Source organism: Dehalobacter sp. CP, from assembly GCF_047652685.1.
Classification (GTDB): Bacteria; Bacillota; Desulfitobacteriia; order Desulfitobacteriales; family Syntrophobotulaceae; genus Dehalobacter.
In genome coordinates, this window is the sequence record NZ_CP157399.1 from 2,836,274 (window position 1) to 2,851,061 (window position 14,788).

The window sequence follows — 14,788 nt, forward strand, 5'->3', positions numbered from 1 at the left end:
CAAACCTGGCTTAAAATGAAATATATATACTTAGTAAACGGGCCTTAATCGGATATTTCTCTTTAAAACAACATCTAGAATATAAAGAAGATATGGGACAGCCGGCAAGAGCGGTGCTGTCCCATATTTCACTAGTCTTTTAAGATTTAATGCCATTGCTGAAAGGAAGCATTGTTCTTGAACCTTCCAGACGCCTCGTTTTCGGGTAAACCTTAAGTTGTGACATCGTTTTTGCAAAGCAAAGTTCCCTTCACTGATCACTTGACGTTTTCGCATTACATGTCGGTAGATAGCAGTACCAATTAAAGCGTGATTGCGTTCCTGATCCTCTTGATAGAAATCCCGTCGGACCTCCTTATAACTAGCCTTTCCGGTAATGCAACGGTTTTTCAAAGGACAGCTTTTACAATCTTGTGATCTTGACACATAGTTTTTACCAACTCGATAACGCACTTTTCTTACGCCTATGTAATGTAATGTGCAACCATTTGGACAGATATAGCAGTCATTCTTACCGTCATATCTGAAATCATCAATTGAAAACAGGCCTCTTTCTTTGCGCCAACTGGCATTATGACCGGTATTCAGATGGATATATCCTCTAATTCCAAGCTTGTGGAGACCATGATGTACTGCGACTGTATCATAGCCGCTGTCCAATCCGGCGAAGCGGAACGGTATTTTTAGTTTCTGTTTCTGGTATGCTATACGTTTAACACAATAGGGAGCATCTGTCACATCTCCCGGCGTAACATGCACGTCTGTTATGATACCGTATTGGATATCTGCGCTTTGATGGCAAAGGTAGTGGAATCCTGCCGGCTTGGGATGTCTGTGCATCCATCCAGCTTCAGGATCGGAGACGGCCTTTTTTTTTATGGTCACAGTCATGTCGGCATCTTCGCTTTTTTGCCGGATGTCCTGGCCATATTCGTCATTTAGTTTTTGCCAGTACTCATTCGGCCCTTCCATGAGAAGCACTTCCTCTGCATTGCCATTAGCAGCGTTAGCTTTGATATGCGTGGAATCCATAACCACGCATTCACCGCCAATAAGTCCAGCTTCAGCACATTTTTTAACCACTGTGTTAAATATCTCCTGAAACACTTCTGTATCCTTAAACCTGCGCTTGCGGTTTTGGGAAAAGACGGAGTGATCCGGGACTTTGTCTTCCAGATCAAGGCCAAGAAACCAGCGATAGGCGATGTTGACCGTAATCTCTTCCTCGAGCTTTCGCTCCGAATCTATCCCGTACAAATAGCCGATAAGTAGCATTTTTACTAAAATGACCGGGTCGACTGATGGTCGTCCTATGTCACTGTACACCGGCCTCATGATTTCATATATGAAGCTGAAATCTATTGCCGCATCCAGCTTCCGAAGGAAGTGTCCTTTAGGTACAAGGTCTTCCATTAATACGCACAGCATCCGATTTTGTCTGCTTTTTTGCTCTGTCATCATCGTCATCACCCTATTTCATTATACCATTCCAGAGGGTGATATCGTTTGATTTTACAAGACCTTGGGGGAAGTTTTAAATTTCGTCGTTTAGAATTTGAGTACACTAGTATAGTAAATTTCAAAATTGTCAAATATTAAAATTGAGTTATTCTACACCGTTTGTCAACAGACCCTCAATGTCGAATATGACTTACACCCAGGCCCTCCTCCTTCTGGGTTTACCGGCAGAGGAGCGGGAGGAATTCATCGAGCAGAATGATGTCGGCGGTATGACCACCAAGAAGCTGCAGCAGGCGCTTCAGGACAGAGACCAGGCCAATCAGGAAAAGGAACAGGCTCTTCAGGAGAATCAAGCACTTAAAAAAGGGCTGGAGACGATCGACAGCACAATCTCCGAATTAAAAAAGGAGGAGGCTAAGACCCCGTCAAGGCCGACGAATCCGGAAAATATCAAAGCAGAAGCTCTCTCTGCTAGTATAGCTTCTTCTGCAGGTCAAACTGCCCCTTTTACCCACAACCTTAAAACCGAACGTGACCCAGACGCCTACATCAAGTATGTAGAGAAATGCGATACTTGCAGCAAAACGATCGCCGATACCTTCTTCGATCTGACGACAGCGCTCACCAATCTGGCCCATATCGATCCCAACCTGAAAGAAGAAAAAAGAAAAGAAGCCAACCGGCTGATTGAATACATGGCGGAGACGATTAAAGAGTGGCCGCCCCCCAGGAAACCGCTTAGAGTTAATTCCTGATTTTTTTTTGGAACCTTTGGACAAGCCAAGCATAGTATGTACAAGACAGCCGTAAGCTGTCCAATCAAAGGGAAAGGAGATGATTGGAATGGCCGTTGTGTCAGCACCATCCGGCGCGGCTCTGGTATTGGTTTATCAGACCGGAGTCGACCCCGCCGGCGCTCCGATAACCAAACAGCGAACCCTTAACAATATTGTTTACAATGCTTCGAATCAAGCTGTCTATGAGGCGGCTTATGCCATCTTCAGCCTGTCGGAATATACCCTGCTTGACGTTTACTTCAGAAGAACGGATGAATTGACAAATGAGGAGTAAACCAGAGGGTAATTTCAGGCATGAAGGGGGTGATTCAATTGGCTGTGACCACCAACCGAACAGCAAGATTAACTTTTGTAACTGCCGGAGGGAACACGTTTTCCCTAACGGTTCCCCAACCGAGGCAGGATATTCAGCTCACTGAAGCCATGAGCGTTATGAACGCGCTTATAGCAGGCGGGATATTCCTCACGACAAACGGTGCCCTTACAGGGGTAAAGGATATAAAGGTCATCGAAACAACGAGCAATGACCTTTACGATCCTCCGCAAGTGTAAGCGGGCAGCACCGGCATTAGAGATTAAGAGCGGGGGCGGGCCGACGGCAATTAGGATTTGCCGGCGACCTCGCCCCCGCTCATCTTTTGCCTGATCACTGTTCATATTATTATATGAACCCTTAGCTAAGTTTGAACTATAAAAATTTCAAGAAATAGTGCATAACCCGTCTTAGATATCATCATATCCTCAACCTCAGAACATCCAAAATGGATCCTTACAGGAATACAATTGAAACATGGCTAACTGAATATGAGCAAAACCGTTATGTCAGGAACTACCATGGTTTTTGACCACAGCAGCATAGGGCTGTTTGGCAGGTCTACCTATCTAGTCCCCACCGGAGGGCCTTCCTCCATCACCATTTTGCCTTTCGTGGTACACCAGATCCGGACGTGAACCTCTCAGCTCATCCGGCTCCCATTATCCTGCTTCTGGCAGTACCCCTAATCCAGTGTGCAAACATTCTTCTTTTCCCTTGAGGTTGGCCAAATCCTCAATATCCTTGTCACTTTATGCTATTGTTTTATAGTCTTATTATTTACTCATGCAGACTGAGCACGCAGGGCAGCCGACAAACCTATAAAGGATCTGCACCGGTTCAATAAATTGCTGGGATCGTATTTTAAAATGAAACGTCCATTTACTTCAAAATTTAGGGTATGAAGTCATCCTATCTCCGCTTAAACAGACAGTCTGATTTTCCCTGTTTCCCGAAAAGATTAAGCCCACCCTTTCGGGCAGGCTTATTGGTTATACTCTTTTTGAAGTTTAAAGGATTAAAGTCTTCAGGGCAGCACCCTCATCGATGGACATATTACTCGCTCGTCTCAAATCGGATGTTTTTCTTTTTACCGTTTTCATCAAGATAAGCAACCCGTTTGATCATCGCATTTTTAATCATTCTCCGGCACAGCAGACAGGGTTCCCCCGATGCTTGTTCTCCATCAAATTCATAGCCGGATATGTAGATTGTGGCTCCTTGCATTTTTACGGGATCACCGGCAATAATCGCATTTTGTTCAGCGTGAACCGCCATACAAAGCTCATATCTTTCCCCTTTGGGAACATTATACCGTTCCCTGACACATTCCCCGATGTCAATGCAATTGGGTTCCCCTCTGGCAGCGCCGTTGTAACCTGTGCTAACAATAATATTGTCTTTGACAATCACTGCGCCATAATTGCGCCTTAAGCAGGTCGACCGCCTGGCCACCAGCTGGGCAAGATCAAGGAAATATTCGTCCCACGCTGGCCTGGTTTGATTTTTCATCACACTACTCCCCGCATTCCGCTTTCCTTCGCCAAAAAGTTCACTGAATTTTTGTCTGCTAAGATAATTCTCTATTTTTAGTATACTCGTGCCAGACGCTGCTGTCATTATATCTGCTAGGATCTTTTTCTGTTCATTTTTCTGCTTCTTCTCTGTTGTTTATTCTTTTGATCCGAACAATCTGTCCCCGGCATCTCCGAGTCCCGGAACGATATAGGTGGATTCATTTAAGCATTGATCGATGGCCGCAACGTAGGTTAGGTTAGTTTAGTTTAAGTTACTTATACAAAGGAAATCTTCCGCAAATATCTTTGACAATCGCTTCGGCCCGGGCAATTCTTGAAGCATCACTGCCGGCAGTCAGCGTCAGGTCAATCGCCTCAGTGATCAGATCCATCTCGGCTTCCTTCAACCCTCTGGCCGTGACCGCAGGCGAACCGATCCGTATACCGCTCGTTACATTGGCCCCCTGAGGATCAAACGGGATCGTATTTTTATTCACGGTAATGCCGACACTGTCCAGCCGTGTTTCAGCTTCTTTGCCGGTCAGCCCCTTGCGTCTGACATCCAGCAGCAGCAAATGGTTGTCCGTACCGCCTGAAACTAAACGGAATCCTCTTGCTAGAAATCCTTTGGCTAATGCCTGGGCATTTTGCAAAATCTGCTGCTGGTATTCAACAAATCCCGGCTGAAGAGCTTCACCGAAAGCAACGGCCTTGGCTGCAATCACATGCATCAGCGGGCCGCCCTGAATTCCGGGGAATATCGCTTTATCAATCTTCGGCCCGAATTCCTCTTTACAGAGAATAAGCCCGCCTCTTGGCCCCCTTAAGGTTTTATGGGTTGTGCTGGTTACAAAATGCGCATAGGAAACGGGGCTCGGATGAAGACCGACCGCCACCAGACCTGCAATATGCGCCATATCAATCATCACATAAGCGCCAGCTTCATCGGCGATTTCTCTGATCCGTTTAAAATCGATCTGACGAGGGTAAGCACTCGCTCCGCCGACAATCATCTTTGGTTTATGAGCAAGCGCCAGTCTATGCAGATTGTCGTAGTCGATCCGTTCTGTTTCCTTATCAACGCCATATTCAATAAAATTGAAATACTTTCCCGAGATGTTGACCTGACTCCCGTGCGTAAGATGCCCCCCATGCGACAAGTTCATGCCCAGAACCGTATCCCCAGGATTCAGCATGGCAAAATAAACTGCTGTATTGGCCTGTGCTCCTGAATGGGGCTGAACATTAGCGTGTTCCGCATTAAACAGTTTTTTAACTCTTTCCCTGGCCAGATTTTCAACAATATCAACATACTCGCATCCGCCGTAATAACGTTTTCCCGGATATCCCTCAGCGTATTTGTTTGTCAGGACCGAACCCTGAGCAGCCATAACTGCCCTGCTGACAAAGTTTTCCGAAGCAATGAGTTCAATTTTATTTTCCTGTCTATTTTCTTCCAGCTCTATGGCTTTTGCTGCCTCAGGGTCCTGGGACGCTAAATATTTCTGAATATAATCCATCTGAATATCCACCTCTATCATAAAAATAATTAGAATATTGTTTCCTTTTCTGGCATCTTATCAACCTTAAAATCATTCTGTTTAGCATATGCTTCCGTATAAGCTTCTGTCCTGGCCGCCTCAGTCGCAGGGATAAGCAGCTCTCGGGCCGCCGACATATTTCGGCCGCGCTTTGGCAAGGTTAAGGTGAGCCGCGCCGAGATTTCGGACGTCAATCCTTAGTGGAACAGCGACCGGGCGGAGATGCATGCCAATCAACGTGTCTCCGATATCGATCCCTGCATCAGCCCTAATCTGTTCGACAGCAACAGGATCGAAAAAATTTCCCCAGGCAGCCAGGGACATTGCCCCGCCTGCTGAAAGCGACGGTATCACCACGACGGGTTCAAAATTCAGCCTGTCAGCCGTACTTCTTTCCACGATGAGCGCCCGGTTTAAATGCTCACAGCATTGAACCGCCAGAAAAATCCCAAGCTTGTCCGCCCATCTCCGAAGTGGTTCGAACAGAACATCAGCCACTTCTTTGCTGCCTGCTTTGCCAATCTTTTCCCCGATAATTTCACTCGTGCTGCAGCCGACAACCAGCAGCTGCCCAGGCTTTAGTCCAGCTGTATCCTCAAATGCCTGAAGAATATGCTCCCACTCATCTTTGATTTGCCGAAGCATTTCCTTCTTATCCGTCATAGTACCCTCACGCCTTTCTTATTTTTTGGGCCAGTATCCTCAGCCTAAAAAATTAAGATCGCTGCTCAAAATCGCTGATCATATCTACTCTTCTGGCATGTTTCCACCCGCTGAAGGATGTCGTCAAAAAAGTCTCGACAATATCCAGCGCAACGCCCTGACCAATTACCCTTGCTCCGAGTGCTAAGATATTGGCATTATTATGCTGCCTCGCCATCTTGGCCATATAACTGTCGGTACAAAGGGCAGCCCGAATTCCCTTGACTTTATTGGCTGCGATGGAAATCCCTATTCCGGTGCCGCAGACCACGATTCCAGAATCCGCTTTACTTTCAATCACTGCTTTCCCGACATTGAAGCCATACCCCGGATAATCAACGGAACTGTCGCTGTCTGTACCGCAATCTAGAATCTCGTGGCCTTTTTCCGCAAGAAATTCTTTGATGCACTCCTTAAGCTGATATCCTGCATGATCTGCACCCAATGCAATTTTCATTTCTGCCTCCTGAACTCCGTAGTTTTTATCATCATTTTTTATCTAGCATTTACAGGCGCTAACTGTTCCCTCGATACCGCCGTACTCCGGCTTTGATCATTTCTTCAATTTCTTCCGCACAGAACCTGTATGTTTTCAGAGATCCCAGCCATGGGTCGGAAATTTCTTTATCCAAACCGGACCATTCTCCGAGTTGCATGATTTTATCCTGATATTCCGGATAAATACCGGACAGTACTTTTTTCTGAGCTTTGGTCATTGTCAGGATCAGATCAGCAGCAGCGAGCGTATCTTTTTGCAGCCTGACCGCCCGATGCCGCTGGGAATCAATTCCCTTTTCCTGGAGAATTTCCCCTGCATACGGGCTGATGGGATCGCCATCCAAAGCCTGAATCCCGGCCGAGAAAAGCTCATACCCTTCCGGAAAATATAAGCGGGCAAGACCTTCTGCCATCGGACTGCGGCATGTATTTCCTGTACAAACAAACAAGATTTTCATAGATATCATTATACCCTCTTTTCCGGACTAGTAAATTAAAATTCGATTGACTTAGAAAACAAGACCGAAGGCCATTCTCAGGCCAATCAAAAACAAGATGCCGCCACCGACGGCTTCCGCTTTGCTGCCGGCCCAGGTGCCGATTCTTCGACCAAGAAGAATACCGCCTCCTGTCATGATACCTGCTGTAAAACCCATGATCAGGGTTGCCGGCAGGATCATGCTGACAAACGTACCCAGAGAAAATCCGACACTCAGTGCGTCAAGGCTGACGCTTCCTGCCAGAACGAAAATTCCGAATCCTTTTAAACTCGGGATGTTTTTTTCTCCCGATCCCCGAATGGCACCCAGAATCATTTTACTGCCAAGCCAGAGCAAAATGACAGCTCCGATCCCAACTGCAACATTGCCAAACAGCAGTCCAAGTTTCTGTCCAATCCACAAACCCAAAAGCGGCATGAAAACATGAAACACTGCCACGACAGTACTCAACCGCAGCGCTGTTTTATTGTCGATCCCAATCATTCCCAAAGCAAGCGAGAAGGAAAAGGCATCCATCCCTAGTGCTATTGATACCGCTATGATCCATATTAATTCCAAGTGTTTTCCTCCTTAGTATCGGTCAGATTGAGATACCTGCTCCCTGGACCAAAATTTTTTTTGCCAGCTGCTTTCTTCAAACGGTTCATAAAAGCAAGCCCTATTCCTTCTTCTGCAATCTCCTCCGCCAGAATGGTGTCGATGTTTTGCTCGTCACACAGTCTCAGTCCTTCAAACAGACGGCTGGCAGCTGAATCAAGATTATTCCTGGAACCAAGTGCAAATATCATATCGGCCTTGCCGGTCGTATCTCCGGTCAGTCTGGCGACCGTTTCGTCCAAACACAGTACTGCAGTCCTTGCCGCGTTGTTTTTGTTCCTCAGATATTTCGTCATCTTTTCAGCTTTTTCAGAGGTGCTACCACTGAATAAAATGATTTTACCTTCCGGTGCGTAATGTCTATATTTCATACCAGGCGATCTGGGCTCTACGGTCGGCTGTCCGTGATCAGCACTGCGGTCCAGTTCGACCTTCCCCAGCACTGCCTGAAGCTGTTCAAGCGTAATTCCTCCCGGGCGCAAAATTGTTGGTAGTTCCCCGGTCAAATCGAGCACCGTCGATTCAAGACCCACTGTACAAGATCCGGCATCAATCAGCAACGGAATCTTCCCTTTCAGATCCCGCCAAACATGCTCCGCATTGGTCGGACTGGGCTTCCCCGATATATTCGCACTCGGCGCGGCCAACGGACAACCCGCTGCTTCAATCAGGGCCAGGGCAACAGGGTGACTCGGCATTCTGACCGCCACCGTGTCCAGTCCTCCGCTGACGATTTCCGGAATATGTGCTCTCTTGGGCAGTACCAGCGTTAAAGGTCCTGGCCAGAAATTCCGCGCGCAGACTTCAGCCTGCGGCGGCCAAACACGGACAAGCTGCTGTGCTTCGTCCAAGGAAGCAACATGAACAATCAGCGGATTATCCGAAGGTCGTCCTTTTACCGCATATATTTTGGCACAGGCTTCGCTGTCCAGCGCATTGGCGCCAAGCCCATAAACGGTCTCGGTAGGAAATGCCACGACTTCGCCCTGTCGGAGCAAAGCTGCTGCTTCCTGCAATTCTTTATCCTGTATGATGCTGTCCGGCCTCAGCCGAATTCTTTTTGTCTCCATGACAGCTCCTTCGTGGCCCTATCCAAACGGCGGTTTCAACCGGTTATTAACGAAATACTATTCCTTGCGGGCCAGCACTATTCTATCCAGACCAGCGTAATCAGAAAATAATTCGGTTTGATATCCGGCGGCCTTAAATAATTCCCGAACCTGGGTTCCCTGGGAATACCCGATTTCCACCAAAATTATTCCCCCATGGCTCAAGAATTCTGTTGCATTCATAGCAATCCTCCGGTAAAAATCCAGACCATCTTTTCCAGCCAGCAGGGCTAAGACAGGCTCTTTCCTGACTTCGGGCGAACACTCCAGAATTTCCTGTTCTGAGATGTACGGAGGATTGGAAACAATCAGGCTGAATTTTTCTCCCTGTACCGGTGCAAAAAGATCTCCCAGACGAAAGTCAATATTCACGTTCATCTTGGCCGCATTGATTTTAGCGACAGTCAACGCTTCAGAAGACATATCAACAGCGACAACGGACGCCTGATTCCAATAATAGGCCACAGCAACGGCAATTGCCCCGCTGCCTGTGCAAAGATCAAGAACCTTTGTAGAAACTTCCTCATTTTCTCGTTCTCTACCTATATTCTTGCCCAATTTCAGGACTTTCTCAACTAGAAGTTCCGTTTCTGGCCTCGGGATCAGAACGCTTGGGTCCACAAAGAAATCAAGACCCATAAATTCACGGGTCTTAAGCAGATAAGCAAGTGGTTCCCTCTGACCACGTCGTTTCAGGAAATCATTATAGATCTCTTTTTCCGGGGAAGCGATTACCCTGTCACGCTCGGCATATAGTTTGTCTCTCGTCGTTTTAAGCACAAAGGCCAGAATAAGATCCGCCTCTACCCGGGCGTCAGCTACCCCGCACTGCGCTAAATACTGTGTGCCTTGCCGAAGCAGCTCCATTGGCCGATGAGCATCAGGTCTGTCTGTCATACCCGGTAAACTCCTGCTTTCATCTTTGTCCATTAGACCGAAGCTTTGAGCCTTTCGGCATGATCGGCCGAAATCAATGCCGTAATGATTTCTTCGATGTCACCCATCAAAATGCTGTCCAGTTTATGCAGTGTAAGGCCGATACGATGATCGGAAACTCTGCCCTGCGGATAGTTGTAGGTTCGAATGCGCTCACTGCGGTCACCTGTCCCTACCTGGCTTTTACGTTCCTGGGCAATCTCGCCGGCTGCCTCTTCTTGAGCTTTTTCCAACAGCCTGGCTCTGAGTACTTTTAAGGCTTTATCCTTATTCTTGTGCTGGGATTTTTCATCCTGGCAAGAGACCACGATCCCCGTCGGCAAGTGGGTAATGCGGACTGCCGACTGTGTCGTATTTACAGACTGACCACCAGGGCCGCTGGAACAAAAAATATCGATCCTGATATCGTTCGGGTTAATCGCAACATCGACTTCCTCGGCTTCAGGTAGTACGGCAACCGTCACGGTAGACGTATGAATCCTGCCGCCGGATTCGGTCGCGGGAATCCGCTGAACACGGTGAACACCGCTTTCATATTTCAGTCTGCTATAAGCACCCTGTCCTTCGATCATAAAAATAATCTCTTTAAAGCCGCCAATATCCGTGAAACTGGCACTTAAGGGTTCGGTCTTCCAGTTCTGACTTTCGGCATATTTTGTATACATCTTGTATAAATCACCTGCAAACAAAGCCGCTTCATCTCCGCCAGCACCGGCTCTAATCTCCATAATGACGTTTTTCTCATCATTCGGATCCTTCGGCAGGAGCAGGATTTTCAAATCCTCTTCCAGCTTTTTTTTGCTCTTTGTTAATTCATCCTGTTCGGCCTCGGCCATTTCTCTCATTTCAGGATCGCGTTCCTCGTCAAGCATGCCTTTCAGATCTTCAATCTGCCGGTTTATTTCTTTATATTCTCGAAATACTGCGACTATATCTGTAAGCGCCGACTGGCTTCTGGCATATTTCTGAAAATCAGCCTGATTGGCGATGATCTCCGGCTTGGCCAGGAGTTCTGTCAGGTCGTCATATTTTTTTTCTATCTCTTCGAGCCTGTTTAGCATGTTTTAACCTCTCCCAAATGAATTTTATCTATGAAAGTTCCTGTCCGGTCGCGAGTACCCCGTTAAGCGCAGCAATCGCAACCTCAAGTTGGGAGTCGTCCGGTTCCCTGGTCGTAAGCTTCTGCAGCAGAAGGCCGGGAACTATGATCCACTTTAAAAACATCGATTTGGAAAATCTCCCTGACAGCTTCAAAAGCTCGTACGAAATTCCAGCTACTAGCGGCATCAGGATGATTCGGGAAACGATACGCCACCACAGAGGATCCACGCCCAAAAAGGCAAAAACAAAGATACTGACGACAACAACAATAAGCAAGAAGCTCGTCCCGCACCGGGGATGCAGTCTGGAGTATTTTCGGATGTTTTCCGGATTCAGTTCCACGCCAGCTTCATGCGCAAATATTGCTTTATGTTCTGCCCCATGGTATTGAAATACCCTCTGAATATCCTTTAATCTGGATATCAGAAGGATATATAGAAATAACACAATAAGACGAATGAGGCCTTCGACAATATTTTGCAGTACGGTACCCGGAAAAATATCTGTCAATAAATGAGCGGAAGCTGTCGGTATTCCGACAAATAACAGGAGTCCGGCAGCAAAGGCAATAACGATCGTTAACACCATCGCCCAAAAGCCAAGCTCCTCTCCTTCTTCTTCGCCGACAGCGCGGTCGGCGGAAAACATCAAAGCTTTGGTTCCAATTACCAAAGATTCAAGCAGTGCAACAAAACCCCGAATGATCGGCAATTTAAGAACTGGCTTCTGAGACCAGGGATGAATATCTTGGGTCGTTACTTCAATCTCTCCGTTGGGTAGACGAACAGCCATCGCAATCGCCCGTGGCCCGCGCATCATTACGCCTTCAATCAGCGCTTGCCCTCCATATTGAACAGGTTTTTCCATAAATTTAAACCTCCAGGCCTAATAACCGAAAAGCAGAGCTTACGCTCTGCTCCTTGTTTTTTACAGGCAACGGCTTCAGACCGTTGTTATTGCAAACCGTATTTCTTTTTGAAACGATCGACTCGTCCACCAGCGTCAACAAATCGCTGAACTCCAGTGTAAAAAGGATGACACTTGGAACAAATTTCGACCTTGATATCCTTCTTCGTACTACCTGTCTCTATAATATTGCCGCAAGCGCAGCTAATGGTAGTTTGTTCATATTTCGGATGAATTTTCTCTTTCATGACCCGTCACCTTCCTTCCCAATCAGATCCGTCTCAATCAAATACAGTCAACTCTAAATATTCTAGCACATTCTTTGCCTTTCGGTCAAGAAAAAAACAATTCAGAAGGCTTCTTTTCGCAGCGTTTTAGCAGGCACCTTTAATTGCATATTTGGGCTTTTTGGCAAAACAATGTTTGGCTTCAATAAAACGGACCGTACCGGTCTTGCCCCTCATCACCACAGTGTGCGTCGTGGCACCCTCACTGCTGTATATCACGCCTTTAAGCAGCGGTCCTTCGGTAATTCCGGTTGCCGCAAAAAAGATGTCATCCGTATTGACCAGATCATCGAGTGTCAGCAGTTTATTGATATCCATAATACCCAGTTTCCGGGCTCTTTCAACATCTTCTTCATTCTCCGGCCAAAGTCTCCCCTGCATTTCCCCGCCCATACAGCGCAGGGCAGCAGCGGCAAGCACTCCCTCAGGAGCTCCGCCGACCCCCATCATCACATCAACTCCGCTGCCTTCCAGCCCGCAGGCGACAGCCGGAGCGACATCACCGTCGGTAATCAGGCGTATTCTGGAGCCGCATTCTCTTACCTGACGGATGATCTCACTGTGGCGGGGCCTGTCGAGAATAACCACCGTAAGTTCCTGAATTTTCTTATTGAGTCCCTTGGCTATGTTCTCGAGATTTTCGGCAACCGGAGCATCCAGATGGATACGTCCTGCAGCCTTGGGACCAACAGCAATTTTATCCATATACATATCCGGGGCATGCAGAAGTCCATATCTTTTGGTCACAGCTAAAACCGCTATGGCTCCCGGCATTCCTTTGGCAACAAGATTTGTTCCCTCGAGGGGATCGACGGCAACATCAACCTCGGGCTTTTCGCCCGTGCCAAGTTTCTCCCCAATGTAAAGCATCGGGGCTTCGTCCATTTCTCCTTCGCCGATCACGACCGTCCCATCCATGTGTACGGTATCAAACAAAGATCTCATAGCTTCCACTGCCGCATCATCGGCTTCATTCTTCTGTCCCATTCCTACCCAGCGCGCTGAAGCGAGTGCTGCTGCTTCCGTCACCCGGGCAAATTCCATGGTTAATTCTCTTTCCATCTCTTTTTCACCCTTCTTAACTTAACTTCTTCCAGTCATCCAAAAATTTATTAATTCCTGCACTTGTCAAGGGATGCTCGGATAATTTGCTCAAAACGCCAAAAGGTATTGTCGCAAAATCCGCGCCGATCTTAGCCGCTTCAAGGACGTGAACAGGATGACGGATACTGGCGGCAATCACCCCGCAGTCCAGATCATGGACCTCAAAAATTTCGCAGATATCGGCCAGGACATTCATGCCAACCTCCCCGATATCGTCAAGTCTTCCTAAAAAAGGGCTGACATAAGCGGCTCCCGCCCTTGCTGCCATCAGTGCCTGAACAGGGCTGAACACCAATGTAACGTTCGTCTGGATATCTTCTTCCCGCAGCGTCTTGACGGCTTTCAAACCGTCAAGCGTCATTGGAATTTTGACGACAATATTTGGATGAATATCTGCGAGCTGCCGGGCTTCCTGGAGCATACCCTCATAATCGAGCGCTATGACTTCCGCACTGATCGGGCCATCGACGATCCCGGCAATTTTATGGATCAGGGTGTGAAAGTCCTCTTTTTCTCTGGCTACCAAAGAAGGATTCGTCGTAACACCGGCGATGACTCCCATGTCCCATGCCCGGGAAATCTCTTCTGTATTGGCTGAATCAAGAAAAAAACGCATAGGTCAAATTCCTCCTTCAATAATATCCGGCCATAGTAAAAAACCTACTCGACCTCCGTAATGATATTCTTTCTATGATTCCCCTTCAGAGAATCGTTGATGATCCGCATCTCGTTTTCCTCTAAAGTAATTGCTCCCATTTGTTCTAGTATGCGCAAAATGTCTTTATTATCCGTATAAATAATACCCATTGCCTTGCATAAATCGCAAATCAATTCTACACTTTCAGGTAATATTTCTACAGTTAGGTTATGATTTCCGCATTTGCAGCCAAGCTTTTTCCGTTCAACCAGCCTGCCAAGTATCTCTATAACGCCATAGACAACAAAAAAATCATCTGTCATTACATCAAGATCTTCCTGATCGCTTGTTAACTCCGAAGCCAGTCGGACAAAGTTCTTTTTAATTTCCGTGCACAATTCCATGACACGTGATTCAGGCCCGATATAGCCTACTGGTAGTTCCTTGTCGCTGCATCCCAGACGCAAAGGTTGTTCTCCCCAGATCAACTCCCTTCTGGTAACCAAGTGATGCGGCATCCCGCAGTAAATACAAGAATATTCTATGCCGATTTTCTTGCTCTCAAAACTGATGAGCGTCAACAATGGAGTACCACACGTACAAATGAAACTGTTCTTTCCCAAGTGAGCAAAAGAAAATACTGATAATGTTTTAAACTGAAGTTTCCCGCAGTGGGAACAAAGCATCCCAATGGTTGAGACTGCCTGAATAATCATTCTTTAGGCTCACCTCCCACACTGTCAGCCTGTTGGTTCTTTCCGCTCCATGAAATCACGGTATTA

Annotated in this window: 18 protein-coding genes and 2 pseudogenes; 4 read left to right on the forward strand and 16 right to left on the reverse strand. The window is 47.0% G+C overall.

Going from position 1 to position 14,788, the window contains the following annotated elements; translation table 11 throughout:
* Nucleotides 1-30: 30 nt before the first annotated feature.
* Nucleotides 31-1,461 (reverse strand): IS1182 family transposase, encoded by a 1,431-nt coding sequence (locus AAH944_RS14035; RefSeq protein ID WP_415535400.1) that lies wholly within the window; start codon nt 1,459-1,461, stop codon nt 31-33.
* A 179-nt stretch (nt 1,462-1,640) separates the two neighbouring features.
* Here AAH944_RS14035 and AAH944_RS14040 point away from each other — a divergent pair.
* The 4 genes and pseudogenes from AAH944_RS14040 to AAH944_RS14055 all read left to right on the forward strand — a co-directional run.
* Nucleotides 1,641-2,216 (forward strand): annotated as a pseudogene (locus AAH944_RS14040) (DUF3102 domain-containing protein); the annotation flags it as partial.
* An 88-nt stretch (nt 2,217-2,304) separates the two neighbouring features.
* Entirely contained in the window at nt 2,305-2,532 is a 228-nt protein-coding gene (locus AAH944_RS14045; RefSeq protein WP_415535401.1) for a DUF1659 domain-containing protein, read from the forward strand.
* A gap of 38 nt (nt 2,533-2,570) precedes the next feature.
* Nucleotides 2,571-2,810 (forward strand): DUF2922 domain-containing protein, encoded by a 240-nt coding sequence (locus tag AAH944_RS14050; protein ID WP_415535402.1) that lies wholly within the window; start codon nt 2,571-2,573, stop codon nt 2,808-2,810.
* A gap of 267 nt (nt 2,811-3,077) precedes the next feature.
* Complete coding sequence (locus AAH944_RS14055) at nt 3,078-3,209, forward strand: hypothetical protein (protein WP_415535403.1); 132 nt, start codon at nt 3,078-3,080, stop codon at nt 3,207-3,209.
* A 418-nt stretch (nt 3,210-3,627) separates the two neighbouring features.
* Here AAH944_RS14055 and AAH944_RS14060 read toward each other — a convergent pair whose 3' ends face one another.
* The 15 genes and pseudogenes from AAH944_RS14060 to AAH944_RS14130 all read right to left on the reverse strand — a co-directional run bounded on the left by AAH944_RS14060 (nt 3,628) and on the right by AAH944_RS14130 (nt 14,722).
* Nucleotides 3,628-4,083, reverse strand: a complete 456-nt coding sequence (locus AAH944_RS14060; RefSeq protein ID WP_019224995.1) for a deoxycytidylate deaminase — start codon at nt 4,081-4,083, stop codon at nt 3,628-3,630.
* Between the two features lie 159 nt (nt 4,084-4,242).
* A pseudogene (locus AAH944_RS14065) lies at nt 4,243-4,338 on the reverse strand (uracil phosphoribosyltransferase); the annotation flags it as partial.
* Nucleotides 4,339-4,360: 22 nt separating this feature from the next.
* A complete protein-coding gene (glyA, locus tag AAH944_RS14070) occupies nt 4,361-5,608 on the reverse strand; it encodes a serine hydroxymethyltransferase (RefSeq protein ID WP_415535404.1) in 1,248 nt (415 codons plus the stop codon).
* Nucleotides 5,609-5,728: 120 nt separating this feature from the next.
* Complete coding sequence (locus AAH944_RS14075; RefSeq protein WP_415535405.1) at nt 5,729-6,292, reverse strand: TIGR01440 family protein; 564 nt, start codon at nt 6,290-6,292, stop codon at nt 5,729-5,731.
* A gap of 52 nt (nt 6,293-6,344) precedes the next feature.
* On the reverse strand, nt 6,345-6,788 hold the full coding sequence (gene rpiB / locus AAH944_RS14080) for a ribose 5-phosphate isomerase B (RefSeq protein WP_415535406.1): 444 nt from the start codon (nt 6,786-6,788) through the stop codon (nt 6,345-6,347).
* A 58-nt stretch (nt 6,789-6,846) separates the two neighbouring features.
* Nucleotides 6,847-7,287: a low molecular weight protein arginine phosphatase gene (locus tag AAH944_RS14085; protein ID WP_415535407.1), complete on the reverse strand. Its 441-nt coding sequence runs from the start codon at nt 7,285-7,287 to the stop codon at nt 6,847-6,849.
* 51 nt (nt 7,288-7,338) lie between these two features.
* On the reverse strand, nt 7,339-7,887 hold the full coding sequence (locus AAH944_RS14090) for a manganese efflux pump MntP family protein (RefSeq protein ID WP_415535408.1): 549 nt from the start codon (nt 7,885-7,887) through the stop codon (nt 7,339-7,341).
* A complete protein-coding gene (locus AAH944_RS14095; protein WP_415535409.1) occupies nt 7,878-8,996 on the reverse strand; it encodes an L-threonylcarbamoyladenylate synthase in 1,119 nt (372 codons plus the stop codon). The genes AAH944_RS14090 and AAH944_RS14095 overlap by 10 nt, the downstream gene beginning before the upstream one ends.
* A 57-nt stretch (nt 8,997-9,053) precedes the next feature.
* Nucleotides 9,054-9,932, reverse strand: a complete 879-nt coding sequence (gene prmC, locus AAH944_RS14100) for a peptide chain release factor N(5)-glutamine methyltransferase (RefSeq protein ID WP_415535410.1) — start codon at nt 9,930-9,932, stop codon at nt 9,054-9,056.
* Between the two features lie 32 nt (nt 9,933-9,964).
* The gene (prfA, locus tag AAH944_RS14105) at nt 9,965-11,032 is read right to left on the reverse strand and encodes a peptide chain release factor 1 (RefSeq protein WP_415535411.1); all 1,068 of its coding nucleotides are present in this window, start codon (nt 11,030-11,032) and stop codon (nt 9,965-9,967) included.
* A 28-nt stretch (nt 11,033-11,060) separates the two neighbouring features.
* Complete coding sequence (locus tag AAH944_RS14110) at nt 11,061-11,939, reverse strand: DUF1385 domain-containing protein (RefSeq protein ID WP_015044929.1); 879 nt, start codon at nt 11,937-11,939, stop codon at nt 11,061-11,063.
* A gap of 86 nt (nt 11,940-12,025) precedes the next feature.
* The gene (gene rpmE / locus AAH944_RS14115; protein ID WP_019225004.1) at nt 12,026-12,226 is read right to left on the reverse strand and encodes a 50S ribosomal protein L31; all 201 of its coding nucleotides are present in this window, start codon (nt 12,224-12,226) and stop codon (nt 12,026-12,028) included.
* Between the two features lie 126 nt (nt 12,227-12,352).
* Nucleotides 12,353-13,327 carry a class II fructose-bisphosphatase gene (gene glpX / locus AAH944_RS14120; RefSeq protein WP_019225005.1) on the reverse strand — a complete coding sequence of 325 codons (975 nt, stop codon included), beginning with the start codon at nt 13,325-13,327 and terminating at the stop codon, nt 12,353-12,355.
* Between the two features lie 16 nt (nt 13,328-13,343).
* Entirely contained in the window at nt 13,344-13,985 is a 642-nt protein-coding gene (fsa, locus tag AAH944_RS14125; protein ID WP_415535412.1) for a fructose-6-phosphate aldolase, read from the reverse strand.
* 44 nt (nt 13,986-14,029) lie between these two features.
* Nucleotides 14,030-14,722, reverse strand: a complete 693-nt coding sequence (locus AAH944_RS14130; RefSeq protein WP_415535413.1) for a hypothetical protein — start codon at nt 14,720-14,722, stop codon at nt 14,030-14,032.
* Nucleotides 14,723-14,788 lie beyond the last annotated feature (66 nt).